Annotated in this window: 22 protein-coding genes and 1 pseudogene; 14 read left to right on the top strand and 9 right to left on the bottom strand. The window is 44.7% G+C overall.

The annotated features are described in order from the left end of the window. The first annotated feature begins 16 nt into the window (after positions 1-16). From NST83_RS17450 to NST83_RS17430, 5 genes and pseudogenes are all read left to right on the top strand, one after another. Entirely contained in the window at positions 17-1,408 is a 1,392-nt protein-coding gene (locus tag NST83_RS17450) for a sugar ABC transporter substrate-binding protein (protein WP_342415086.1), read from the top strand. A 69-nt stretch (positions 1,409-1,477) separates the two neighbouring features. Continuing rightward, a complete protein-coding gene (locus NST83_RS17445; protein ID WP_137063922.1) occupies positions 1,478-1,813 on the top strand; it encodes a cupin domain-containing protein in 336 nt (111 codons plus the stop codon). Then, the gene (locus NST83_RS17440) at positions 1,810-3,741 is read left to right on the top strand and encodes an alginate lyase family protein (protein ID WP_342415085.1); all 1,932 of its coding nucleotides are present in this window, start codon (positions 1,810-1,812) and stop codon (positions 3,739-3,741) included. Before NST83_RS17445 ends, NST83_RS17440 begins: the two co-directional genes overlap by 4 nt. Then, positions 3,738-4,754 carry an ROK family protein gene (locus tag NST83_RS17435; protein WP_342415084.1) on the top strand — a complete coding sequence of 339 codons (1,017 nt, stop codon included), beginning with the start codon at positions 3,738-3,740 and terminating at the stop codon, positions 4,752-4,754. Before NST83_RS17440 ends, NST83_RS17435 begins: the two co-directional genes overlap by 4 nt. Before the next feature lie 333 nt (positions 4,755-5,087). Further along, positions 5,088-5,324 (top strand): annotated as a pseudogene (locus tag NST83_RS17430) (endonuclease V); the annotation flags it as partial. A 202-nt stretch (positions 5,325-5,526) separates the two neighbouring features. Here the strand turns inward: NST83_RS17430 and NST83_RS17425 are convergent. Continuing rightward, positions 5,527-6,720 carry a glycoside hydrolase family 5 protein gene (locus NST83_RS17425; protein WP_137063919.1) on the bottom strand — a complete coding sequence of 398 codons (1,194 nt, stop codon included), beginning with the start codon at positions 6,718-6,720 and terminating at the stop codon, positions 5,527-5,529. Positions 6,721-6,924: 204 nt separating this feature from the next. Here NST83_RS17425 and NST83_RS17420 point away from each other — a divergent pair, with 204 nt between their 5' ends. From NST83_RS17420 to NST83_RS17410, 3 genes are all read left to right on the top strand, one after another. Further along, positions 6,925-7,488, top strand: coding sequence for a MarR family transcriptional regulator (locus NST83_RS17420; RefSeq protein ID WP_137063918.1), 564 nt, complete (start codon positions 6,925-6,927; stop codon positions 7,486-7,488). A gap of 112 nt (positions 7,489-7,600) precedes the next feature. Further along, positions 7,601-8,110, top strand: a complete 510-nt coding sequence (locus NST83_RS17415; protein ID WP_342415083.1) for a hypothetical protein — start codon at positions 7,601-7,603, stop codon at positions 8,108-8,110. Beyond that, positions 8,107-8,973 carry an SDR family oxidoreductase gene (locus NST83_RS17410; protein ID WP_342415082.1) on the top strand — a complete coding sequence of 289 codons (867 nt, stop codon included), beginning with the start codon at positions 8,107-8,109 and terminating at the stop codon, positions 8,971-8,973. Before NST83_RS17415 ends, NST83_RS17410 begins: the two co-directional genes overlap by 4 nt. Before the next feature lie 66 nt (positions 8,974-9,039). On the opposite strand, the gene NST83_RS17405 is transcribed toward NST83_RS17410, so the two are convergent. Beyond that, a complete protein-coding gene (locus NST83_RS17405; protein WP_342415081.1) occupies positions 9,040-9,978 on the bottom strand; it encodes a WYL domain-containing protein in 939 nt (312 codons plus the stop codon). 122 nt (positions 9,979-10,100) lie between these two features. On the opposite strand from NST83_RS17405, the gene NST83_RS17400 reads away from it, so the two are divergent. Next, positions 10,101-10,547, top strand: coding sequence for a VOC family protein (locus NST83_RS17400; RefSeq protein WP_342415080.1), 447 nt, complete (start codon positions 10,101-10,103; stop codon positions 10,545-10,547). Between the two features lie 258 nt (positions 10,548-10,805). Here NST83_RS17400 and NST83_RS17395 read toward each other — a convergent pair whose 3' ends face one another. Then, the gene (locus NST83_RS17395) at positions 10,806-11,129 is read right to left on the bottom strand and encodes a DUF6713 family protein (protein ID WP_342415079.1); all 324 of its coding nucleotides are present in this window, start codon (positions 11,127-11,129) and stop codon (positions 10,806-10,808) included. Positions 11,130-11,431: 302 nt separating this feature from the next. On the opposite strand from NST83_RS17395, the gene NST83_RS17390 reads away from it, so the two are divergent. From NST83_RS17390 to NST83_RS17370, 5 genes are all read left to right on the top strand, one after another. After that, a complete protein-coding gene (locus tag NST83_RS17390) occupies positions 11,432-13,192 on the top strand; it encodes a sensor histidine kinase (protein WP_342415078.1) in 1,761 nt (586 codons plus the stop codon). Between the two features lie 2 nt (positions 13,193-13,194). Beyond that, positions 13,195-13,995: a response regulator gene (locus NST83_RS17385; protein WP_342415077.1), complete on the top strand. Its 801-nt coding sequence runs from the start codon at positions 13,195-13,197 to the stop codon at positions 13,993-13,995. Between the two features lie 138 nt (positions 13,996-14,133). Next, complete coding sequence (locus NST83_RS17380; RefSeq protein WP_342415076.1) at positions 14,134-15,477, top strand: extracellular solute-binding protein; 1,344 nt, start codon at positions 14,134-14,136, stop codon at positions 15,475-15,477. A 26-nt stretch (positions 15,478-15,503) separates the two neighbouring features. Then, positions 15,504-16,385 carry a sugar ABC transporter permease gene (locus NST83_RS17375; RefSeq protein ID WP_137063911.1) on the top strand — a complete coding sequence of 294 codons (882 nt, stop codon included), beginning with the start codon at positions 15,504-15,506 and terminating at the stop codon, positions 16,383-16,385. A 58-nt stretch (positions 16,386-16,443) separates the two neighbouring features. Continuing rightward, positions 16,444-17,325 (top strand): carbohydrate ABC transporter permease, encoded by an 882-nt coding sequence (locus NST83_RS17370; protein ID WP_137063910.1) that lies wholly within the window; start codon positions 16,444-16,446, stop codon positions 17,323-17,325. A gap of 625 nt (positions 17,326-17,950) precedes the next feature. Here NST83_RS17370 and NST83_RS17365 read toward each other — a convergent pair. The 6 genes from NST83_RS17365 to NST83_RS17340 all read right to left on the bottom strand — a co-directional run bounded on the left by NST83_RS17365 (position 17,951) and on the right by NST83_RS17340 (position 24,106). Further along, positions 17,951-18,355, bottom strand: coding sequence for a hypothetical protein (locus NST83_RS17365; RefSeq protein WP_342415075.1), 405 nt, complete (start codon positions 18,353-18,355; stop codon positions 17,951-17,953). Positions 18,356-18,366: 11 nt separating this feature from the next. Further along, positions 18,367-19,083, bottom strand: coding sequence for a deaminase domain-containing protein (locus tag NST83_RS17360; protein ID WP_342415074.1), 717 nt, complete (start codon positions 19,081-19,083; stop codon positions 18,367-18,369). 280 nt (positions 19,084-19,363) lie between these two features. Further along, positions 19,364-20,068: an Imm3 family immunity protein gene (locus NST83_RS17355; protein WP_342415073.1), complete on the bottom strand. Its 705-nt coding sequence runs from the start codon at positions 20,066-20,068 to the stop codon at positions 19,364-19,366. A 21-nt stretch (positions 20,069-20,089) separates the two neighbouring features. Beyond that, the gene (locus NST83_RS17350) at positions 20,090-20,539 is read right to left on the bottom strand and encodes a deaminase domain-containing protein (RefSeq protein ID WP_342417985.1); all 450 of its coding nucleotides are present in this window, start codon (positions 20,537-20,539) and stop codon (positions 20,090-20,092) included. 230 nt (positions 20,540-20,769) lie between these two features. Beyond that, complete coding sequence (locus NST83_RS17345) at positions 20,770-21,234, bottom strand: hypothetical protein (protein ID WP_342415072.1); 465 nt, start codon at positions 21,232-21,234, stop codon at positions 20,770-20,772. Positions 21,235-21,253: 19 nt separating this feature from the next. Further along, the gene (locus tag NST83_RS17340) at positions 21,254-24,106 is read right to left on the bottom strand and encodes an EndoU domain-containing protein (RefSeq protein WP_342415071.1); all 2,853 of its coding nucleotides are present in this window, start codon (positions 24,104-24,106) and stop codon (positions 21,254-21,256) included. Between the last annotated feature and the right edge of the window lie 25 nt (positions 24,107-24,131).

Genomic DNA, 24,131 nt, shown 5'->3' with positions numbered 1-24,131 from the left:
AAAAGGGGGCATAACGATGGTTAAGAAGTGGATTATCCTAACATTGAGCACAGTCCTGGCCTTGAGTCTGGGCGGCTGTTCATCGGACAGCGGCAATAATGACGCTCCGGCCGATTCCAAAGGAACTACGGGAGCGAAAACCAAAATCATTTACTGGACGCCTGACCGCCATGATGCCGATTTTATGAAAGCAAAGGTTGACAAGTTTAACCAGACGAATCGAGATAATATTGAAGTAGAAATGAACGTTATGGGTGATAATTATCCGCAGGCGGTAGACATCTCGTTTGCCAGCAAGCAGGCTCCGGACGTACTGCAAGTCAACGATTTCCAGACCTATTACAAGAAAGGCTATCTGGCCCCGATCAACTCCTATATGAGCGACGAGATGAAGGCGACCTTCAAAGACAGCCTGATCGAGAATAAGAACACCATCGACGGCAAGATATTTACCTTGCCCAACACCGGGCAAATCTGGAGACTGATTTATAATAAAGATATCTTTAAGAAAGCAGGCATCGCTACTCCTCCCAAAACACTGGCCGACATGGTGGTTGCGGCCAAAAAGATTACAGAGGTTGGCAAAAGCGAAGGTATTTACGGCTTTGCCAGCCCGTTCAAGAGCGGAAACGGCTTTTGGCGAGCAGCGAATACGATTGCAGGCGTAAGCAACAACACAGGCATCGACGGTTACAATTACAAAACAGGCCAGTTTGATTTTAGCATGTACAAGGAGATCGCTTTGGCGCTGCGGCAAATGAAAGAAGACGGCAGTATGCTGCCGGGAGTGGAGAATCTGGATATCGATCCGCTGCGCGCTCAATTTGCCCAAGGTAAAATCGGAATGTATATTAACCACTCGGCTGAACCTGGAGTGTACAAGGACCAGTTCCCGACCACTGAAAACTGGGGGGCGGTTCCTGTGCCGTCTATTGACGGAACCATTAAAGGGGCATCGCAAATTATCGGCGGTTCCTACATCGGTATCAGCGCCGATTCTGCCCATAAGGAAGCAGCCTGGAAGTTTATGGAGTACGTGTACAGCAAGGAATTGCAAAGTGAATACTATGAAAAGGGCTATGGAATCTCCTTAATCCCAGCCGTGTTGAGCTCAGGCAAGAAGCCGAGTATTCCGGGCATTGAAGGATTCCTACCAAAACGGGTTGACGCCATTTATCCAGCTAATCCAAGTATAATTACAGAGAGCTCTCTGGAGGGCATGAAATGGGCAGAAGCCTTTAACGTATTTGTATTCACCGGCGGTGATGTGGACGCTATAATTAAGGATTTGGATACCAGGTATAACACATCTCTGGAAAAATTAAGAGCATCCGGCACTACCAATATTGTCGCTGATCCCAATTTTGATGCTGCCAAGCTACAGGGCAAATTGTCCACAGAAGAATAACCTGTGGCTGTCCCGCGGCCGATCCCCAAGCGTTCGGCCGCGTATTTTATCTGAAAGGGGTAGGAAAGCATGATTATTGAAAATGGGGAAGCAAAAACGCATGTCATTGACGACAGCAGCTCCCGCAAAATCCTCGGTATGGGTGGAACACTGATGATGGTGGAGGTCACCTTTCGTAAGGGTGGAGTCGGAGTAATCCATTCTCACGATAAGCATGAGCAGGTCAGCTATATTGTAAAAGGAAGCTTCGAGGTTCGGGTCGGCGACGAGACGCGCATTCTCAAGGCAGGAGATAGCTTCTACGCGGGTTATAACGTTCTGCATGGCGTGAAGGCGCTGGAAGACTCCGTCATTCTGGATGTATTCAATCCGTTCCGCGAAGATTTCCTTGAGGATCAGCAATGAACGACTATTACCTGTCGCAGCTTGAATTGCGCAGGACTGCGGCATATTATGCACGTCATTTTCCCGGCGAAGCCGAAGCGTCGATTGCTATTGCCGATCATGCCGTGGTCAATGAATTTATCGTGCCTTACACCCATGACTTGAGCCGCTGGATTCTAATGGGTGATCCGGTGGACTGGCTGTATAATCCCTCCAAGGACCCGGAGTTCACCTGGGGAATGAATCGGCATTGGCATATGACGGATTTGGGCAAAGCATACCTGATGAATGGCAATACGCAGTACGTCTCTGCGTTTATCAACCATTATCGCGGTTGGCGGAAGCAGAACCCGGTTCCAGTCGATTCGTCCTATGAAGAAGCCGTTTTCTTCCAGAAGCTTGGTCCTTGGCGGCTGCTGGAAACCGGCTTGCGCGTGCAGTCCTGGATATCTGCCTACAAATATATGGAGGACAGCCCACTACTGACGGAATCGTTTCACGCCGAATTTTTACAGGGGCTGGAAGAACATGCGGAGTTCCTCACCCGGTATCTGGGCAGTACCGAAATTAATCATGCTATTATGCATATGCAAGGTCTGTTCATGATCGCCACATTCTATCATTGGCATCCGCGTGCGCCGTATTGGCGGCAGTTGGCGTCCGAGCGGCTGGAGCTTTGCCTGCTGCATCAGGTTGGCCCCGAAGGGGTGCAGATTGAGCTTACGACCCATTATCACAATGCCAGCATCGAAATGTTCGGCACCCCCTATTTACTGGGCCGGCTGTCCGGTTATCCCTTCTCGGAATGGTTCGGCGAGCAACTTCGCAAAATGACAGCATTCACGGAGGCGCTTATCCGGCCAGACCAACAATCTACCGGAGTCGGCGACTCCGACTGGGTTGGCGATGGGCGGCAGCGGTTGACGCTGTTGGGCGCGATTCTCGAAGATGACGAACTGATCTGCCGGGGGGCGGATAGTTCGGAAAGCCTGTGGCTGCTGGGAGCGGAGAAATACGAACGTTATATGCGGCTTCAGGCTGCTTACAAGCCTTCAACGGAGAGCCGGGCATTTCCACAGACCGGGTACTATGTGATGCGGGATGAGCAACAGTATTTGTTTTTTGATGCCGCCGCTATGGGCGGTGCGCATGGTCATGCCGATGCGCTGAATCTGGAATGGATGTGGAAGCAGCAGCTTTTTTTCACCGATACCGGACGATACACCTACGAAGAAGGGGAGTGGCGCCATTATTTCAAAAGCACGCGGGCGCATAATACGATCACGGTGGACGGTGAGGATCAGACGCCGTATGTGTCCACGCAGCAATGGGGCACGCCTGCGGCCCAAGTGAAGACATACCGCTGGGAGAGCAACAGCCGTTATCACTTCATCGATGCTTCCCATGACGGTTATACTCGTTTGCCCGATCCAGTAACACATCGTAGATGGGTGTTGCTCGGTGCGGAGGTTCCGATCATGCTGTTAGCAGATTGGCTGGAAGCCGAAGCGGAGCATGAAATGGAGCAACGGTTTCATTTACACCCGGAAGCTGTAGTAGAACTGTTAGCGGGCAAGACGGGTAGTCTGGGTGCTTCCGCTTCCTTGGTTTATCCAGGCTCTTCTGTCAAGCTCGCTATACACTGGACAACAGCCGGGTTGACGGAAGGGCGCCTCACGGTCAGCGAACAGCAGGGCTGGGTATCGAAAGTATACGGCTCCAAGGCGGAGACGCCTGTGTTACAGGCACAAGCCGCTTTTTCAGGAAAAACAGGCATCCTTACGGTGTGTCTGCCGGAGGATTCGGCCGATAACGGCGAGCCGCTCCGCCTGACTGCGTACGAGATCGATCCTGCGCTTCAGCGGGTCGAGGTGTCCTATGTGTATGGTACCGCCATCGGAACCATCATAATGGATGGCACCACGCTGGAATGGAGGGATCATGGATGACTTCCGATGTTGAACTGGGCGCATCCACCGCCTGGATCGCGGGAATTGATGTCGGCGGCACCAAGACCATGTTTTGCCTATCCAGCGAGGACGGGAGCATTCGCGGCAAACGCAAGCTCGATACGCAGCTGAGCAGGGACCCGAAAAGCTTTATGGAATGGCTGTTTGCCGAGCTGGGGCAATTTTGCCAAGCCCATGGAACCAAACTTTCCAAACTGGCTGGAGTGGGTATCGGCTTGCCGGGAGTGATGAACGAGCAGACAGGCATTCTGTCCAGCGCACCTGCATTGGACTGGGCGGCAGAGGATATTCGCCCGTGGATTGCGCACAACTATGAAGGAATCGTGGTGCTGGACAATGATGTGAACATGGCGGCGCTTGGGGAGCAGTGCAAGGGTGCAGCGGCTGGCTGTGAGCATTTTGTAATGATCACGGTCGGCACTGGCATCGGCGGTGCGTTGTACCTGAATGGGCAGATCTATAGAGGAGCGGCCTTCTCCGCCGGGGAGATTGGTTATTTGGTGATTGAGCCGGACCGAGGGGCGTTGGCTGTAGGGCCAAGCGGCATCTTGGAGAGGTTTGGAGCGTTGGAGAACCAAGCTTCCGGTACTGGTATCGGGCTACAGGCGGCGCGTTGTCTGGAAGAAGGGGAGCTGTGTCCGGTTCTCGCGTTGCAGGCGGCTGGCGGTCCGGTCACGGCAAAGCATGTCTTCGCGGCGGCTGCAGAGGGCAGTCAGCTCGCGGCCCACGTGTTGGACCGGGCTTATCATCTGATGGCCGTTGCCATCGCCAACTTGACCATCACGCTTAATCCACAGCTTGTTGTGCTGGGTGGCGGCGTTGTGGAGAAAAATGCGGAATATGCTGGCGAATTGGCCGAACGTGTCTGCGCATTAAGTCCTGTTGCTGTGGACATTCGCAAGGCGGCACTCGGCAACGAAGCGGGCGCGATCGGAGCGGTCGAGGCTATCAGGAGAGCGCTCCATGGCAGTCGGCGGCTGACGGAAGCTTAAGTATCCTGCAATACGTACCCCGTTATTTATGGGGAGGCCTATTTTGTACAAATTCGGGCCAACCTGATAGTCAGTCTGCTTCAAAGTCACTTCAACGTCTTTGTGATAGTCGATAAAAGGGTCGGAAATGGCTGAAATAGCGGTCGCCCATATGAGGAATTATCTGCAAAGTTAGAGTACCGACAAATAACCGTCTCCAGTTGAATGGTAAGTGTGCAGGATTGCACGCTCTGCATCATCAACCGGGCAACGGTTTTTTGTTGTACGAACGATTGGGATGGCAAGTTGTTTTTGTTTGGCTGTGTTGTACGATCTTGTTGTTGGGGCTGAAAAATGAGGGGAGAGCGTTCTCCTCTTGTCGATAGTGATGAGGAAATTGGGAGTGTTCTTAGAACACAGAATCATATCAAACCGATCTTTGTTTCTATTGGTCATCGAATATCACTAGCTACAGCCTGTGAATGGATATTAAAGATTTCTCCTCGATACCGTTTACCTGAAACAACTCGCCAAGCTGATCAACTTGATAATAGAGCTTTATATGAATTGAATAACAAGCAAAAGAATTAGTTTTTGAGATTTATAACAATGAAAATGTATTTGAATACTGTAAATTCATACCTAAACATTATAAACAATAGAATAATATGTTTAATAATAAAAAATCAGATTCTATGTAAAAAAAAGCTTATTCCTGACTCATCTCTTGAGTGGGAATAAGCTTTTGAAAGATGGGCTGCTATCATACACCTGCGATGCATGGATGACAGGCTTATTCGGCGGTTGCTGTCGCTTGCTCCGCTGCGAAGATGACAGGCTTCATAATCCGGCTCAGCATATCCTGTTTTGGACGATTCCAGGTAACCCAGTCGTCCAGCAGCAGCCCGCCTGTGTCGCCGCTATTCGGATTCAGGGACCAGTAAGTAAAGTACAGGTTGTTGGCACGAATATAGTCTACGAGTGCATTTTGCCATTTACCTTCAGTTGAGGACATATCGACATTACGACCGCCAAATTCACCGACCAGCACCGGAGCTATGTTTTGCTTGCTGATGTAGCCCCAGGTTTGATCCCAGATGGCTGGCAGGTTGGACGGGAAGTTCGGGTCGTTGAACCATGGCTGCGAAGACACACCGGGGCCGTAATCATGCGGAGAATATACGACGCGGTTCGGTACATCCAGAACAACAGGGTAGTTGGCTACACCTGTCAGATTGCCACCCCACCAGTATTGGCTATTGTTGCCTTGTACATTGTGGTCCACACCTTCGACGAGAATCAGCCAATTCGGATTCACGGACAGAATCGCATTCCCAGCGCGCTGTGCCGCCAGACGCCAGTCTGTGGAGATATTGCCGGTCCCCCAGCTTGCCTGACCGTGTGGCTCGTTGTGCAGATCTGCACCGATGACGGTAGGATTGTTTTTATAACGTTCAGCTAACATTTTCCAGTCACTGATCCAGCGAGTCTCAGGGTACTGGGACGTGTACCACAGCTCGGATTGTCCACCTGAGTCTGGACGGTGACGGTCAAGGATAATCTGAATACCGCGTTGTCCAGCTTTTTCGATCACCTTGTCCATAATTTGAATCGGAGTCAATCCTACCAGGTCAGGATTTTTGTAATAATCAATACTGTCTGGATGGGAGCCAGAATCGAACAACTGATTACTGTAAGGCAGACGGATCAGATTGTAGCCTTCTTTCTTCACCTGATCCAGCATGTCGCCCATTGAACGGCTCCACAGTCCATGCAAGGTGTAATTAGAGGTTTCCAGACCGAACCAGTTCAGGCCGTTAAAAGCCGCCTCTTTCCCGGATTCGTCAACAATCTTGCTTCCTGCGGTGTGGTAATATCCTTTCACACTGGCTGCATCTGCCGAAGCGGGAGTATAGCCACATAGTGAAAAGCTCATTACGAGGGAGGCAATGACGAAAAATGTCTTTTTCATCCCTTTTTTCTTCATGTTTTTGCTTCCTCCTTTATTTGAGTATATTTGTAACCGATTACAATTCCATTTTATGTTCAAATATTCCTTCAAACAAGTTCATAAAATTCATATAAATAAGGAATGCTCTTATTAATAGTTTCTTGGCTTGTTTGTTGGGGGTGTGGACGACTCTGTAAAAAATGTGTTGACACAAAAGTAATTAGGATCCATACTAAAAACATGAACAACGATGATAAAGTAATAAAAGACATTAATGCTATTCCCTCGCTTGTACAATCCCAGCGTCAGATTGATCGTTATAATCTAGACGTAGATGCACAGGCTGTGCTTGTCGCGTCCAGGCTGATGTCAGCGGGAGCCAAGCTTGGTCATGCTTCGGAGGTTCATTTCTCCAGATTTGGTTTATCTACAGGGAGGTACCGTTTATTAGCTGATCTTGAAGATAACGAAGGAGAAGTGTTGCCCTCGCAATTGGCAGAGCATCTAGGTGTAACACGTGCTACAGTGACTGGTCTTATCAATACTCTTGAGCGAGATGGCTTCGTTTCCCGTCGATCAAGTTCAGTTGATGGCCGTCAGAAAGCGGTTAAATTGACAGAGCAAGGAGCGAAGAAGCTCCGTGAAATGGCTCACGAACATTTTGCGCGGCTGGAAGCCATGGTGGGTTCACTCAGTATCGAGGAGCGAAGCGTATTTCTTGAGCTGCTCGGCCGAGTTACACAAGGCATCTCAGCACTTACGGAGGAACCAGGCGGATCAAAGGATCACATCAGTAATGAGTAGAACGGGCTAGTGAACCTAGCCTATTTTCATTCTTATATAGTTAGTTCCCTAATTATATAGAGCTAAAATCATTGCTGAACCATTTAAAAGAAAAGAGGATGGATGCAACTAAATGAACAAGATAAACTATCCGAATCAGACAGAGGGTGTTTACGGCATCAAGGGTGCTGGTTCTAGAGCAAAGACTTTTGTACTGTGGCGTGAAGTTGTAATGGCCTATGTTGCTCCTGCCATTATGGCAGGTATCGGGGGATTGGTCTCTAATGACAAAGGGCTCCAAATAGGGGCCTTGACCACAATCGGCGGAACATCGGCCTTGGTGGCTTTAATTCTTGGCCTGTGGCTGTGTAGCCGAGGAGGCAGTAAACAGTGGATCATTAGCGCACCTCGCTTGGTTGTGGTAGGAATGTTTGCGTTGGCGGGAGCTTTGTTGGGCCTATTCGCCGCATGGGTGACATCTGATTTACTGGGAATTATTATTCCGAGAGATTACTTGACCTGGGTGGATCGTGTTTGGATCGATTTCCCGTTATCTGGACTCATAGCAAGCACGATCGTGATATGGCGGTGGCGTCTTGCTGTTACAACAAATTTTTTATTTAAAGGAGAAGATAAAAGATGATAGTTATTATTGGAGCAACAGGTACGATAGGTAGTGCGCTTTTGAAACGTTTGATAGATCTTGGCGTGCCCGCCAGGGCGCTGAGCAGAGAGCCTGATAAGTTGCGTGTTCAGATCGGGGATAAAGGCCGGTCGACGATCGAGGTCGCGTCGGTAGATGCTTCCGACCCAGAATCGTTGCGCCACGCCTTTGCAGGAGCTAACCAGCTCTTTCTTGCAATGTCCAATAGTCCACAACAAATTGAATTAGAAACTTCGATTATTCAGATTGCCGTCAAAGCTGGCATTAAGCACATCGTAAAGATATCCAGCCCTGCCTTTGAGAAGAGCTCTCCAGTAGCAGTGGCGGGCTGGCATTACGAAATCGAGAAAATCCTTAGCGAATCGGGTGTCACCAACACCGTGTTACGCCCCTATGCGTTCATGCAAAACTTATTGCGTTTTGCACCAACGGTCACAACCCAAAATGCTTTTTTCGGCTGCATGGGCGATTCACCCTGCAACTTCATTGACTGTCGCGATATCGCAGATGTTGCCGTAGAAGTTCTGACCAACCGAGAGGTATCTGGCCAAATCTATACGCTTACCGGTTCGGATATTTTTAGCTATCCTCAGATCGCGAGTAAACTATCCATCCTGCTTGATCGGCCGATACGCTATATCAATATGGAGCCCCAAACACTACTCCGCAATCTCATCGAGCACGGGCATATGCCTCCTTGGCTTGCGAACCACGTTGTGGAAATTCAAACTATGTCTACGGTGGTTCCGGAAAGACCAACGGACATTGTAAAGCACTTGCTCGGTAGAGAGCCCCGCAAGCTAGACGCTTTTCTGCATGAATATGCAGAAAACTTCAGGTAGAGGAGGAATTCATCCGATTAGTTCAACCTTCTACAGTGGCATTTGTCCATCAGTATCGATGGTATTTTATAATTTGTGATAGTGATTTAAGAGATTCGCTACTCTATCTTGAATAGCTTGCTTTAATGATTCAGGCTTCACTGATCTAACAGAATTACCGTATCTCATAAAATAGTTGGCTATAAACTCCTCTTCTCCTGGATTATAGAATCCTTTAATGACTGTTTTATGACAATGTTCTATGTTCATAGAAGGATAATGTTCTTTATAAAAAATATCCTTTGCTTGCTCTAGAATCTCTACTTCAAAGTCAATACTCTTCTCAGATTGATACATTTCTAATGAAAGAGTAATGAGTTCATCTATTGAAAAGTGAGATTTGATTTGCTCTTCTTCTATAAAGGTTATTCGATCGCATCTGAAAACTCTATATTTATCCGTATTTAACTCTATTCCAGTAGCATACCATTGACCAAACTTAGCGGAAATTTTGAAAAATTGAACATGGTAACTTTTTTTCTGGTTATTTTTTAAATATTGAATCTTGCAGTTACTCTCATTAAGAATGCTTTTTAGAATTTGATCTAAAAAACGACTCCTATTATGATGCTGATATATTTCAAATTGTAGGACTTTTTTCATTTTATGAATCTGCTCGATTTGTAGTTTAGAAAGACAGTTTTCAAACTTTTCATTTAGTTTATTAACACTTAAATGAAATGGCGTTGATTGATAAGATTCTAGCGTCAACATGGCAAAGTACAGAGCATACACTTCATCCATAGTAAAAATAATAGGGGATAACAATCTGTTTTTTAAGATACCATATCGTCCATGTCTGCCATGCTCCGAAAAAATAGGCATACCTAACTGTTCCAATGAGCTAATATCACGCAGCGCCGTACTTTTTGAAATATTGTATTTATCCATCAGGTCTTGTAAATTAAAGAACTCTCGACTGTTTAAGTATCTTATCATGTCATTTAATCTTTCTGATTTCTTCATAATAAATCTCCTAATAAAGGTGTCATATTTTGATACCTTTATATATGATAATGAGTTTAAGGGAATATATCAAATGTATAAGATATTTGCCTAAAATCATGATATAAAAGGAGATTGGTAGCATGAGCAGAACATTAGAAATAGCTATTTTCTTATCAATGAACGGAAAGGCAAAAGAAGCTATACATTTCTACAAAAACCATTTTAACGCAGAGGAATTGTTACTTGTTACCTATCAAGACCTAGCAAAACGTGACAGCTCCATCCAGCTTACTGATGAAAATAAGAATTATATTTCTCACTCTGTCTTATTAATCGGAAGTACAAAAATAATGGTAGCAGAAGATACACTGAATAGCAGTGAAGAATATACAGTTGGTAATAACACTTCATTATGTATTCAAAGTGCTGACTTGGAAGAAATAGAGCATTTTTATAATAGCTTAATTACAGATGATCGAGTGAAAATTATTGTTCCATTATCTAATAATGTGTTCAGTACAGCATACGGTATTATTGAAGACCCGTTCGGTATTCAAATACAATTAATGTTTGATGATCGATTATAATAAAAAAACAATTCCTTTACTAGCCTGCACTCCCAGTCATCTCAACACATGTCGATTTAGTGCGGAAGTATAATGAATTGGCGGAATTGGTAATGAGGGGCAGCGAGCCCCTCTTTTTTGTTGTTGGGTTTGTTATCGTACTTTGTTGATTCTTGAACAAAAATATGATCGCCATTAGGTATAGGCGGTCACGTGATTATTAAACTAATCTTAACGTTTCCCGTTAGAGTAATAACTTCAAACATTTTGTGTTCGCATTCACTCCATCATAAATAGTAATAATAAATGAATTACCGCAAGAATTCCCATTGGATAAATAATTGATCTAGAGAACGTATTCTTAAATCCATTACGGGGGTGCTTTTCAAAAAATAGGTGCAGGATTGCATGGATGATTAAAAATAAATCTAGGATCCAAAAAATAATTGTCTGATATTGGCTGAAAAGTAAAGATAGTATTATTGTGTAAAGAGGAAGGTGAATAAATGTGAAGACTTTATAGGCTTTAGAATCTTCCATATCTTTCAGTACGATAAACAATCTCCACTCAGAATGTCTTATCGTGGCATATAAACCTCCCACAATTTTATAACTTCATGCTACTACAGTGTAGCAAATAAACCTAAAAAATATGGAATTTCTTAATATGTATAACTGCCTGCGGCTAAAAATATTATTGCTTGTGTTATCGAACGTAATGGTTCCAGGGAGTATCCTCATTTTCTCAATTACCCTACAACCTTTCTATTTCATATTCATTCCTGTCCATTTTGATTAATCTCTGCTAATAATACGACAACAAAGGGGAGCGATGCGATAGAATAGAGAAATAGAAAACGTTATCATTACCCATTTTGCTGCGATGGTCCAGGGGGAGAAGGCATATGCGTTCAAGGTTCCAACCTTTAAACACGTTACGTAATCAGATTTTTATCGGCTTTATATTGGTAATGCTCATTATGATGAGTGTGGCGGGGGCGTTCATTTACCTCAATGTCTCTCACCTGTTGAAAAACAGTGCCGAGCGGCATATTGGTCAGACCGCGGTACAAGCAAGCGGTAGGCTGGATGCATTGATCGGCCAGATGGACAGCCTGACGGAGCAGGTGGCGAATCATCCGTCTGTTCAGCATATTTTACTGGAGGAGCGCAACGGGGGGAAGGTGTCTTTTCGGCAGCGTCAATCACTACTGCAAATGATGCATAGCTATCAGGCTTATATGCCGAGTGTCGGCTCGCTGGAGCTGTATACCGCCGAAGGGAAGATGTTGTTTCCGATTAGAGAGGGCAGTCTGGTGGACCGCATCGGACAGACGGACATCCGGGAAGCGAATCAGATGAAAGGAAGATTAGTCTGGATCGGCATTGATCCCGAGGACTCCCGGTCGCTGCTGGCGATTCGGCAGGTGAGCCTGGTGGATCGCTGGTTTTCGCGTGGAGGATATCTGATTACCCGCATGGAGCGCAGTTATTTCAGGTTGAATGATGCGTCAGCGGTCAATGAAGAAGCGGATGAAACCATGCTGCTTGTAGATCGTCAGGGCCAGCTGCTGTCGGGTGAACCCTTGAACCAGACGGATTTGTCAGCTATATTGCACAGCAAGACACAGACGGTTCATATTGGAGAGCGGGAATATGTGAAGGCGATTCAGCAATCCGAGCGAACCGGCTGGTCGCTGCTAATCCTGATTCCGGTTAGCGTCGTCACAGACGGAATTACAGTTTTACGGACTACGCTTATCATCTCCGCCTCCCTTGGTGCCGTGTTATTCCTGTTCATGTCCTTTATGCTGTCTACGTTGATTACCAGACCGATAGGCCATTTGATTCAGGCGATGCGTCGTTCACGGCAAGGGGCATTGACCCTGAATCCAGAACCGGCATCAGCGGTCGAACTGCGGGAATTGAATGTAGAGTACAACACGATGATTGTTGACATTAATGAATTGATCCGTGTCATTTGCGAGAAGGAGGTTTTGCAAAGCCAAACCGAGCTTAAAGCGCTGCAGGCACAGATCAACCCGCATTTTCTTTTTAATACGCTGGATGCCTTCAACTGGTCGCTACAGGAAAAAGGAGAGGAGGAGCTTGCCGGGCTAATGGTGTCCATGTCACGGCTGTTTCGTTATATTATTGAACCGGCTCACCATGACTCTTGGGTGACACTCGGGGAAGAAATGGCACAAGTTCGCCGTTATCTGGAACTCATGGAGATGCGTCTGGGTGAACGTCTGAGCTGGCAAATTCATATGCCTGCTGAGTCGGCCTCAATTCCGCTTCCTAAGCTGCTGATCCAGCCGATTCTGGAGAACGCCATTTTGCATGGCGTCGAAAATCGCATTGGCAACGGCCGTGTTGAAGTCCGTGTCACTCCTGCAGTAAAACCGGGTTGGACCAAGATCGCGGTCATAGATGATGGACCTGGCATGACACCGGAGGAGCTTGCGGCTGTGCGTGCAGCGCTGGCAGGGGGGGCCGCCTGCCAGAGCAAGGGGACAGGTATCGGACTGGTTAATGTGCAGCGCAGGCTTGCCCTCTATTATGGTAGTGTATCTGATCCAACGGACGGAGTGCTGATACATAGTGCTGCGCAGGAAGGAACCGTGGTCGCTTTTGAAATTCCTGATGAATATGGAGGGCGGTAGGAATGAATGCTTCATCCAAAACCATTGTCATTGTAGACGATGAACAGAGAACACGTCAGGGGATACACCAGACACTGGAGCAATGGGCCGCCGGAAAATACAGAATTGTGACAGCGGCAGATGGTTTGCAAGCATTACAGATGCTGCGGGCGGAAACGGTTCATTTGCTGATTACAGATGTCCGGTTGCCAGAATTCAGCGGACTGGATTTAATCCGTTCCCTGGAACGGGATTCACGCCGGCCGGCGATCATTGTCATCTCGGGCTATGCAGAGTTTGATTATGTCCAGCAGGCTCTTCGCCTGGGAGCTGTCAATTATTTGCTCAAACCGATTGATAAGCAGGAGTTGCTGAAAGCGGTAGATGAAGCGCTCCGGCTGGAGGAGGAAAGACAGCGGTATGAGAAGCTCGAAAAGCTGGCTGACCCTGTTCTGCTAGAGCTTGACCTCCAAGCGGCTACTCTTAGTGATCCGATACGGCGTGCCTTTATCTATATGGCGGAGCACCTTCACGAATCCGTTACGATGGCGCAGACTGCCGCGCATGTACACCTGAATGCCAGCTATTTCAGTGTTTTGTTCAAGGAGCAAATCGGTTTGTCCTTCAGCGAATATCTGCATCGGCTGCGGATCCAACGGGCCAAGGAGCTGCTGCTGCATAGCCAGTTGACGATTGCGCAAATCGGAGAGCGTTCAGGCTACCGGACAGATAAATATTTTATTAAAGTGTTCAAAGCGACCGAGGGGGTAAGTCCCAGCCGCTACAGGCAGCAGATGCGTACAGGGCCAGAGGATATTCACTGACAGCATAGGCAGCTCATAACCCAATAAAAGTGGAATTATAACCAATCAGCGTACCCTGTTGGAAGCTGGAATGGAGTGCTAAACTTACAAATGATAACGGTTACAAAAAAATTAAATTACAAAAACGGAGGTCTAACGATGTCCAACGAGTATGGTTTACGTAAGCGCTCACATCGGAAATGGGTTGCTGGGTTGACCCTGATGCTATCATTGATGCTGGTGCTATCCGGTTGTGGTGTTGGTAAGGATGGCAAAGGGGGTTCCAATGGAGAAGGCGGGAAGATTACGCTCAAAATGATGCACCTGTGGCCAGAGGGAAGCTCGGCACAGCAGAGCAAGCTTGTGACCCAAATTATAGATCAATACCAAAAGGATCATCCGAATGTCATCATTCAGCAGGAAGTGCTGGAAAATGAACAATACAAAAACAAGCTCAAAGTGCTGTCGGCTTCCAATGAATTGCCGGATATCGGCATCACCTGGGCAGCGGGCTTTATGGAGCCTTACGTTAAAGGCGGATTATTTACGCCAATGGATGACCTGTTGAATGGCTCCAAGCTAAAGGACAAATTCGTACCGGGAACGACCGAAGCCTATGCGCTGGACGGAAAAACGTATGCGCTTCCGATTGAATTGAACATTTCACCCATTTACTACAACAAAGCCATATTTCAAAAATACAACCTGAAAGTGCCTACGACATATGACGAATTTAAGCAGGTTGTGAAAACACTTGCGGATCATGGAGTTGCACCGATTGCATTGGGCAATAAAGACCGCTGGACTGGCTCGCTCTGGTATTTGTATCTGGCGGACCGTATAGCGGGTAACGATACACTGAAAAAGGCGATTGACGGCTCAGGCTCGTTCGATGACCCTGGTTTAATTCAGGCGGCATCTGAAATTCAGACGCTCGTGGATATGAATGCCTTTAACAAAGGATTTAACGGCTTGTCCAATGATGAAGGAAAATCCGAATTTATGAACGACAAGGCGGCTATGTATTTAATGGGTACTTGGGAATTGCCTAATTTTACGACCAATCCCGCTATCCCGCAAGCATTTAAGGATCAGATTGGCTTTTTTAAATTTCCGATGGTTGCAGGCGGCAAGGGCAACGTGAATAGCTGGGTCGGAGGACCGGGAGTAGGCTTGTTCGTTTCTGAAAATTCCAAGGTGAAAGAAGAGGCCAAAGCTTTCGTTGAATATTTCGTAGTCAAGTGGGGGGAGCAATCGGTAACGCAGGCGGGAGTTATTCCTGCGACGAAAGTGGACACCTCCAAAGGAAGCTTGCCCAAGCTATATGTCGATTTGCTGAATGAGCTGAATCAAGCCAGCAGCATTACATTGTTCGCCGATGTACAGATGAAGCCGAATGCGGCACAGGTACATTTGAATATGATTCAGGCGTTGTTTGGCAAAGCGGTTACACCGCAACAATTTGCTGACCAGCATAAGGCTGCCATCGAGAAAGGAAATTGAAATTGACCACCTAAGGAGGTCCGGTCGTGGAAAAGGTCATGTCCAATAAGCTTGTCATTGCTCTGTATGTGTTGCCTTCCCTGCTGCTGTTACTCACTGTGATTTATGTGCCCATTGTGCTCACCGCCTATTACGGCCTGAATCAGTGGAATGGCATAGGCTCTATGACTTTCGTAGGGCTGGACAACTATCAGCATTTGTTCACAGACACGGCGTTCTGGCAAAGTGCTTGGCACTCGCTGTTGCTGGCCTTGTTTTCAGGCGTCAGTCTGATCGGTTATCTGGTCATTGCGATGATTTTGTCAGGGAAAATCAAGGGAGCGAATCTGCTGCGAAAAATTTATCTGATTCCAATGCTACTGTCTTCTGTAGCTATAGCGCAATTGTGGCTCAAAATATATCATCCGACGAATGGAGTGCTGAATTCCTTACTGACGTCGGTCGGAGTGCACAACCCGCCTGAATGGCTGGCTAATCCGTCTTTGGTGCTGCCTGCCCTGTTCATCCCGATTATTTGGCAATATGCAGGCTTTTATATTCTGATTTATTATGCCGGGCTGAAAAACATTCCCGAAACACTGGTGGAGGCTGCTCGGATCGACGGAGCCAGTGCCTGGCAAATTGCCACTCGTATCAAATTGCCTCTGCTGCGCGAGGTGATTAACGTTACGATTATATTGTCCATTGTCGGCTCGCTCAAATATTTTGACCTCATCTACGTCATGACTGACGGTGGGCCGAACGGAGCCAGTGAAGTGATGGCTTCTTACATGTACCATCAGGCGTTCCGCAGCTTTGATTTTGGATATGGAAGCGCTACAGCCTTTGCTCTGCTGTTCATCTGTCTGGTCGCTACGTGGCTGATTCGCAAGGCTACCGCTTCTGGCGACACAATCCAGTATTCATAATACGGTTATGTGAATAGATAGAGTGGATAACAAAGGACAGGAAGAGGGAGGAACGGATATGAAAACCCAGGCAGCCGCCAGCTATCCGCTTGGAGTCGCTACCCGCGGCAGAATGTTAACTCGGGTCGGTTATGCCGCTTTGTATACACTTTTGATCATCTTGGCGGTGACGCAGCTTTTACCGCTGCTGTGGCTGATGCTTTTCTCGCTTAAAAATAATCAGGAAGTGTTTAATCTTCCGCCGTTTGCACTCCCGTCCCAGCCGCATTGGGAAAACTATGTGAATGTGTGGACCAGCGGCAATATCGGGCGGTATTTTTTCAATAGTGTGTTGGTTACGGTCATATCTGTGGCACTGACGGTGCTGCTGGCTAGTTTTGTAACATTTGCGATTACACGTATGCGCTGGAAAGGAAGCCAGTTGGTCCTCGGACTCTTTATGGTCGGACTGATGATTCCGGTCCATGCCACCTTGATTCCGTTGTTCAGTATGTTTCTCAAGCTGCATCTGACCGATACGCCGCTGTCCATCATCCTGTCGTATGTTGCTTTTAACCTGCCGACAACGATGATGATCTTGCTGGGATTCTATTACGCCCTGCCGCGGGAAGTGGAAGAAGCAGCGGTTATGGACGGCTGCTCTGTCAACCGGATGTTCTTCCGGATTGTGCTGCCCATGACGACCCCAGTCATGGCGACGACATCCATTATTAACATGATCTACAACTGGAATGAATTTATTTTCGTCAATACGTTCATTAGCTCGGACGAAAACAAAACGTTGACTGTTGGCGTTCAGAACTTTATTGGACAATATACGACAGATTGGGGAGCTATCGGGGCTACGTTGATGATCAGCATTTTGCCCATTTTGCTGGTATTCCTCATCATGAGTGACCGGATTGTTGCAGGAATCGCAGCCGGGTCGGTAAAAGGGTAAAACAAATTCCCCTGCCGGATTTGAATTGCATCCCTTAGAGTAGACATTGGAATAAACCTCTTGGTTTGTCCGATGTATGCTAGGGGGTGCATTTTTATGCGAGTCTAGCTTGAGTTGAAGGAAATACATGAATGATTCTGTATACGTATATAAGTGTAAAAAGCATGATTACTACAACTAGAACGCTGATGTTCATGGACCGTAGTAGAAAGAGAGTTGATATCTATGATGCTTATGGGGAGGGATGGCAAGTCATTGTTTAATAACCCAATTTCTTTATAGCATGTATAAACAAGCTATCATTAAAGGGGAATCAAATATATACGGAACGAAATATCCAAGCTTCCAGTGCTATTTTAATACCAAGCGGCACTAGTACCAAGACATAACAAAAAACAGGTCAATCATGGTAGTATCTGACCATAATTGACCTGTTTGATGTAACGAAATAGCGTTATTTAGGGTATGAAATTCAAGCATCGATGTGTGTACAAACGAAATGACGAAATCTTTATACGGGTATTACATGGGTTAGATTTGTTATCGGTTGTATGATGGATTCATTCGGCACTGGGTAGCCCCCACATGATTATGGTTCATAGCAACCACCTATATAACACTAAAATTAATCAGCTTTTAAACCTAAGATGTATTCTACTCTTGATTTAGTAGAATCGCTTGTTTCCCTGATTTTGTATTCACTTTTATTAATTAATTTTTTACAAATTTGAATGTCTTGCAACAGCTTTTCAATGTCATATTTATCTATATGCTCTTCAAATCTAGTGTTTTCCAGATAACTATCCAGTTTAGAATATATAAAATCAGCAATTTCTTTATATTTAAAACTCTCAATTGCAATAGAAACAAAATATAATGTTTTAGTAAACAAACTATCGTTTACTATTCTCCAATCTTCTTCCAATGTTTTTGCTGAAACCTGCGCCACATTTAAACCTTCTTCTTCAATATATTCCTCAAAGTCTAACACTATAGATGATTTTATTGATTCATAACTTGTCATGTTCATATAATCAGTCCTTATCTCATATTTTTAGAATATACATTTAAATAAATATTTGGGAATTTACGTCTAAATTCCATAATTAAATTGGAATAACTTTGACACGCATCTAGTTCTGTAAACAAATCTATTTGCCCTTTAACATTAGGGTCTTTTATTTGAGAAGCAATATCTTCAAGAATCTTTGCCTCCGTGTCATTAAATCGTGGAAATTCATCATCAACATAGGATTCCAATGACTTATCAACTTTGGAATAACTAAAATCTCCAACATTACTACCAACACTACTACCAACACTATCAGAGGAATGAATCTGACTGTGTGCTTGAAATTCTTTTTTAATACCAGGAATACTTACATCTGCCACTGCGACATTTCCACTACTTAGCTTTCTTAGTTTTCTATCAAGTTTATCTCTCTGTGTTTTTGACAGATTTTTGTATTCGTCAGAATTTCTTATTTTTTCTATTTCTCTATTAAAATTACCTCTAACATTTTGAGTTTTCTCATATAAGCTATCTATTGTCTGATTAGGTAATCTATTTTCACCCGTCCCCTTAGTGCTCTTACCCGAGTACTCTCCAGATTCTAACGCATCAATCTGTTTTTGTCTCTCAGGCGAAATTTTTGCATCCGCTTTGGAACGCGGGACATCAGGACCCAGATCATGAAACTTATAATGACCTCCAGCCGTTGCGAGGATTGGTGATCTTTTAGTTATACGGATATTCATCTTTCGGGCTACACTCTGCAAGTAACGAAAAGTGTGTGTACTGTAACTCTGATGGGGAAGGATAGCAAGTCATTGTTTTCCGTCTAGGAAATAAGGATTGTTCTCTTCCTCCTTTAATTTTGGGCATGCAAAAAAGCTCATTCCTACTAAAAATTCAAGTTGGAATAAGCCTTTGAAAGTTTATCAAGCATTTTGTCAAGTTTTTTATGCTTGGTTTGTTGATTGTATTCTATGATCTTGTTGTAATAAATCGATTTTTTACGACTACTAACCTATACGTTTATTTAACATTGTTTAGTTGAGCTAGTACGTTATCAATTCGAATTGCTAGCTTCTTCTTTTCCTCTTCAATTAGTTGCTCTTCACGAACATCTTCCACATTGAATAGTTGTAATTCCTGTTTAATTCTCTGTAATCCTTCTGTCTTCGTGTAATCAAGTTTTAGCAGATTTTCAGCTAGTGTGGTATACACGATTATTTTTTCACTTAGTGTATTCTTCCAATCTCGCTCAAAACGTTGAAATACGCTAGCAACTATTTCATCCTTATTTATGTTACCTGTGTTGATTTGATTAAAAAATTTATTAACTTCGTCTGTCAATTCTTCATAGTACCAACATACCCTCGGATAATAATCCAAAGGTTTATTTTCTAATTGTTCAAGTACTTGCTCCTTACGAGAGAGTAAATCGATGTAGTGTTCCCGTGTTAATTTATTCTCTTGTTCAATTAATTTAAAATTTAGTTCAGATAACGTTTCCACCATATAATCTTTGAAAGTGTTTAGTATTCTCAAATGAGAAACTAAAATTTCTGCAATTATTACACTAATAACTGCTTTATCTGTCTCACTTTTTTTCATTGACATATCATATTCATTAAATGTTCTTGCAATCGCCTCCTTATTACTCATTTTTTCCTCTTCTTTATATTCATAATACGTCTCATTTATATATTCTGAGTACTCTTCATAACTATGAGCCATTTTATAGAAACCTCCGAAAAATTATTTTGAAGTCTTAGGTGGAATAGGGACATCACCATTATGAACAACTTCAATTGTGATATTAGGATACTTTTCATCAAATTGTTGAATAATTTTATTACAACTACCACACGTGTCCTTTTCGGTAAATAATTTAATTTTTCCTGTTGCATTTGGATTATCGCCTATTCTCTTTGCTAGATCATTTAAAATTTTATACTCTGTATCTCCATCCCTCAAGTAAGTATTTCCTGCTTTATCAGGAGCTTCAGTTGCCTTAAATATTGGCTCTCCAGGCTTGAATGAAAACTCCCCAGTTCCAGGAATCTTTTTGGTTGAGTCATGAATTCCGCTATGCGCATAATAGTCTGTCTTATCAACACCTGTAACATTTACTTCAGCATAAGCAAAATTACCGTCTTCTTTGTATCTATTAGATAATCCACCTCTTGCTTCGGCTACTTTATCAATAATATGTTTATCCGCTGTTGGATCAATTAATTTAGTAGGAAATCTCTTTGTTTGCCTCTGAGCAGCCTCACCCGTCCCCTAAGGAGAAAACGATCTTAGTCCGTATCCGTCTACGTTACCCAAATCAAAATTTATGTAATGTTTCAATATTATAAAGACTGTAGGTATATTGAAAAGCCTATTCCTCTTTATGACTCTAATAGGAATAAGCTTCTCAGTGTTAGTTATGTTTATTCGTTATTTTCTATACTCTTAACTTCTATCATTTTTTGTTCAATCCATTTCATAACCATGTCTGCCTCCTCTCGAGCAATCACCCCCCTCTCGCTTTTATATTTATAAGTTTCATAAGCCCATACTAATACAATTTTCACAAATTCAACTGTCTCTAATTTACAGATCGGCTCAATTTCATCTTCTTCCTCATCATAAAATGGATCTTCAATTATTGTATAGTCTCTATAGGATATAACGCTTGATGCATTTCCTCCATGTCTATATTCGGGTATATTTCCCCTTAATAAATCAACATAATTATCAATATCAATTTTCAAATCTTTAAATCTCCAAGGTATATCAGATCCTAAGGGATCACTTATCATATTTGCGAACTCCAGTGATTTTTCTTCGTCAAAATCCAATACAACTATATTGAATTCGTCCATATATTTCAGTTTATATTTATATTTAATCATTATTCGAACACCCTCCAATTCAATATACTGGATAAGCTGAAATTATCTTATCATTTCTTAAAATAAACTCTATTTCCATTCCCGTGCTTGTTTTCCCTATATATTTATTGTTTTTTATAATTACTTTATTATTAAAAGCTTCATTTACTGATTCTATCACCTGTTGTGGTGTCCATTCCTTTGGAAAAAATGTGGATTTAGGTCCTTTTAATACTTCATTAATTTCAATATTGGCTTGATAGACACCAAACTCATTAGGTGGGTCAATATTTCCGACAATTTTACCGTTACTATTTGGCATTCCTTCATAATGAAAACCATTGGCATTTCCATTTTTGAGTATTTCACCATCAAAAATATGGTTTAATCCATTTTCTTTAGTCCCTTGTTTGAAGTTTTCTGTGTTTTGTAGACTCTCAAGCCATTTCTCTTTCTCTATAACAGACTTAGCAGCTTCACCCGTCCCCTTATTACCCTTACCCGTATACTCTCCTGATTCTAACGCATCCATTTGTTTTTGTCTCTCAGGCGAAACCTTCGCACCCGCTTTGGAATGAGGGACATCAGGACCCAGATCATAAAACTTATAATGACCTCCAGCCGTTGCAAAGATGGGTGATCTTTTAGTTATACGGATATTCATCTTTCGGGCTACACTTTGCAAGTAACTACCCAAGGATTCGAAATTGGTCGGAAGGCGGAGGGCGTTCGTTTTGAATTTTCCATCTCCTGCCTTTGCTAGAGCAGAGTCGGCTTTCGCAGCATCCCCGAATAATCCCGGCGCTCCACCTTTTCCACCGTTCTTTTCTTCCGCACCCTTGATTCCTTTAGAGAAGGAGGCTTCTTCTTTGCCTAGCTTTCCTAAATTCTTAGTGAGTTTGGCTCCTCCCTTGACGATTGTAATGACATCCACTCCACGCTCTACAGCTTTTATGCTGTCATACCCTGCATCATAACTTTCTTGCTTCGTGTCTGTCAGCGGGTTTGGAATAAAATTGTTCCACTTTTTCACAAGAGGTTCTGTAAAACCATCCCAAGCCTTTTTCCCGTCATTCAGAAGTTCGTTCCCTGACTTTTGAAAAGTGACCGTTTCCGCAATATATTCTCCTGCATGCTTAATTCCTTCAAGTGTCTCATTACGCTCCAGAAAGCCTTTCCCGGTGACGTTACCCGGCATGACGAAAGGAGTAGCCACCATGACTCCCATATCTGCTACATCGACCACCATATCCCATACACCTGCTACAAATTCTACTCCCGCATCCCATTCTCCCTTGAGCGTGGCACCTACATTTTCCTTCACGCGTGCTCCGAGCACACTTTGGATTCCCTTTTCAGCGACCTGCTTCTCAAAATCAGACAACAGCGGCTCAGGGTAGTATTGATGGAGGGAAGCTTGAAGCTGGATTTCAGCGCTCACGCTGTTGACTTCCTGTTCCAAATCCAGCGTATCGGTGGTTGTATTCAGGTGTAAGCCGTTGGTTCCTTTCAGGAGGATGCTTCCTGCTGAAAGACGAAGGCTGCCTGTAGCTTGAATCTGAACATGCTGAGTACTGTTCAGGCTCACGCCATGATGGGCATTCATGGAAATGTACAGCGATCCTTCCTGAGCACTCATCGACAGCTCGGAGTTGCCCAAGGATATTTCTTTTCCCTGCGGATTTGCAAAAGATTTCACCCCGGGGTCGGCTGTTTTACGGCTATGACGTGCTGCAGGTGATTCGACCACGGCACCTTGAGCGGCGTGTGAGGAAGGGGTCGCAACGCTAGTTGGTTTCGTCCGCACGGATTGAATGACCATCGCATCATCTTCGTCTGCACTTGGAAAATACAGCTTCACCTGTGCGCCTTTTTCCGGCATGAGATACCAGACCTGATTACCTTCGGCAGAATAGGGGAACCATTGGGCATCTTTGGGATTCTGCTGATCGTCCATATCCAAATGTAGTCTAACCTGATTACGGCTGACCTCCAGTATTTTTCCTTCAATAGCGGCACCAATGATGGTTCGATTGTATATTTTAGGGACCATCAAGCCCGCCGACAGGGCGCACTCATACGACCAGGTCATCAAGCCACGAATCAATTGGCCTTCACGCTTGGTGATGACGTAGGTTTCGTGATTGCGCTTGACTTCGTCTCCCAGTTGCAGCATCTGATCCCATTCAAAGGTATATCGGGTGTAATCCCCGATGGCAGCCGATTTCCAGCCGTTCGCCTCCTGATCCAGATAGGGAGCAATCTTGCGCTGTAGCGTAAAAGGAACCTCTTTCAATTGAATATGCTGCCGTGCCTGCGGGATACCGATCCAAATTTGCGCATGGTGTGAAACGATATTAGGAACGAGAAGGGCACCTACATGCGAAGCTAACCGTTTTAAAAAGGTCCAATCCGTCTCCTGATACTGCATGATGAACTGGTCTGTCGCTTTTTTCTCAAAAGCCTCATCAATCTTGTCCGAGCCTTTATAATCGGCCAGTACCGCATCTACAATGTCTACATACTTTTGATGGATGTGTTGAAAAGAACGGTTTTTGAGCTGCGTATCCAGTTTGAAACTATGAGAAATGACGTCGAGATTCACCACGATCTCTTGATGCAGGTGCTGTACATCTACGCAGTACAATTGCCCCATAAATAAGGGGTGTTTCCGTTCCTTGGCATCCGAATACCAGAGTTCGATCTTATCGTCGCTGCTTGCTTTAGTAATAATCGTATCTGCCTGATGGGCTTCCAAGCTGCCTGTGATCACCAGTCTGGCATGTTCTCCCAGCTCATGACTCATGTGGACGTGCGTAAGACGCAGCTTGCCATAGGGCCAAGTGACATGTAAGTGCTGATAGGTAAAGCGGTCTTTCGCTACGATGCTCATCCCTTACTCTCCTTGCTTGATAAAA

Origin of the sequence: Paenibacillus sp. FSL R10-2782 (assembly GCF_038592985.1) — a bacterium.
GTDB lineage: Bacteria > Bacillota > Bacilli > Paenibacillales > Paenibacillaceae > Paenibacillus > Paenibacillus terrae_C.
The sequence above is the reverse complement of the archived record's forward strand: the minus strand, read 5'-3'. Positions and strand labels throughout refer to the sequence as shown.

Bases quoted from the DNA above. Each gene is read 5' to 3' on its own strand.
- NST83_RS17450 (WP_342415086.1), top strand. From the start codon at position 17: ATGGTTAAGAAGTGGATTATCCTAACATTGAGCACAGTCCTGGCCTTG.
- NST83_RS17445 (WP_137063922.1), top strand. From the start codon at position 1,478: ATGATTATTGAAAATGGGGAAGCAAAAACGCATGTCATTGACGACAGC.
- NST83_RS17440 (WP_342415085.1), top strand. From the start codon at position 1,810: ATGAACGACTATTACCTGTCGCAGCTTGAATTGCGCAGGACTGCGGCA.
- NST83_RS17435 (WP_342415084.1), top strand. From the start codon at position 3,738: ATGACTTCCGATGTTGAACTGGGCGCATCCACCGCCTGGATCGCGGGA.
- NST83_RS17425 (WP_137063919.1), bottom strand. From the start codon at position 6,720: ATGAAGAAAAAAGGGATGAAAAAGACATTTTTCGTCATTGCCTCCCTC.
- NST83_RS17420 (WP_137063918.1), top strand. From the start codon at position 6,925: ATGAACAACGATGATAAAGTAATAAAAGACATTAATGCTATTCCCTCG.
- NST83_RS17415 (WP_342415083.1), top strand. From the start codon at position 7,601: ATGAACAAGATAAACTATCCGAATCAGACAGAGGGTGTTTACGGCATC.
- NST83_RS17410 (WP_342415082.1), top strand. From the start codon at position 8,107: ATGATAGTTATTATTGGAGCAACAGGTACGATAGGTAGTGCGCTTTTG.
- NST83_RS17405 (WP_342415081.1), bottom strand. From the start codon at position 9,978: ATGAAGAAATCAGAAAGATTAAATGACATGATAAGATACTTAAACAGT.
- NST83_RS17400 (WP_342415080.1), top strand. From the start codon at position 10,101: ATGAGCAGAACATTAGAAATAGCTATTTTCTTATCAATGAACGGAAAG.
- NST83_RS17390 (WP_342415078.1), top strand. From the start codon at position 11,432: ATGCGTTCAAGGTTCCAACCTTTAAACACGTTACGTAATCAGATTTTT.
- NST83_RS17385 (WP_342415077.1), top strand. From the start codon at position 13,195: ATGAATGCTTCATCCAAAACCATTGTCATTGTAGACGATGAACAGAGA.
- NST83_RS17380 (WP_342415076.1), top strand. From the start codon at position 14,134: ATGTCCAACGAGTATGGTTTACGTAAGCGCTCACATCGGAAATGGGTT.
- NST83_RS17370 (WP_137063910.1), top strand. From the start codon at position 16,444: ATGAAAACCCAGGCAGCCGCCAGCTATCCGCTTGGAGTCGCTACCCGC.
- NST83_RS17365 (WP_342415075.1), bottom strand. From the start codon at position 18,355: ATGAACATGACAAGTTATGAATCAATAAAATCATCTATAGTGTTAGAC.
- NST83_RS17360 (WP_342415074.1), bottom strand. From the start codon at position 19,083: ATGAATATCCGTATAACTAAAAGATCACCAATCCTCGCAACGGCTGGA.
- NST83_RS17355 (WP_342415073.1), bottom strand. From the start codon at position 20,068: ATGGCTCATAGTTATGAAGAGTACTCAGAATATATAAATGAGACGTAT.
- NST83_RS17345 (WP_342415072.1), bottom strand. From the start codon at position 21,234: ATGATTAAATATAAATATAAACTGAAATATATGGACGAATTCAATATA.
- NST83_RS17340 (WP_342415071.1), bottom strand. From the start codon at position 24,106: ATGAGCATCGTAGCGAAAGACCGCTTTACCTATCAGCACTTACATGTC.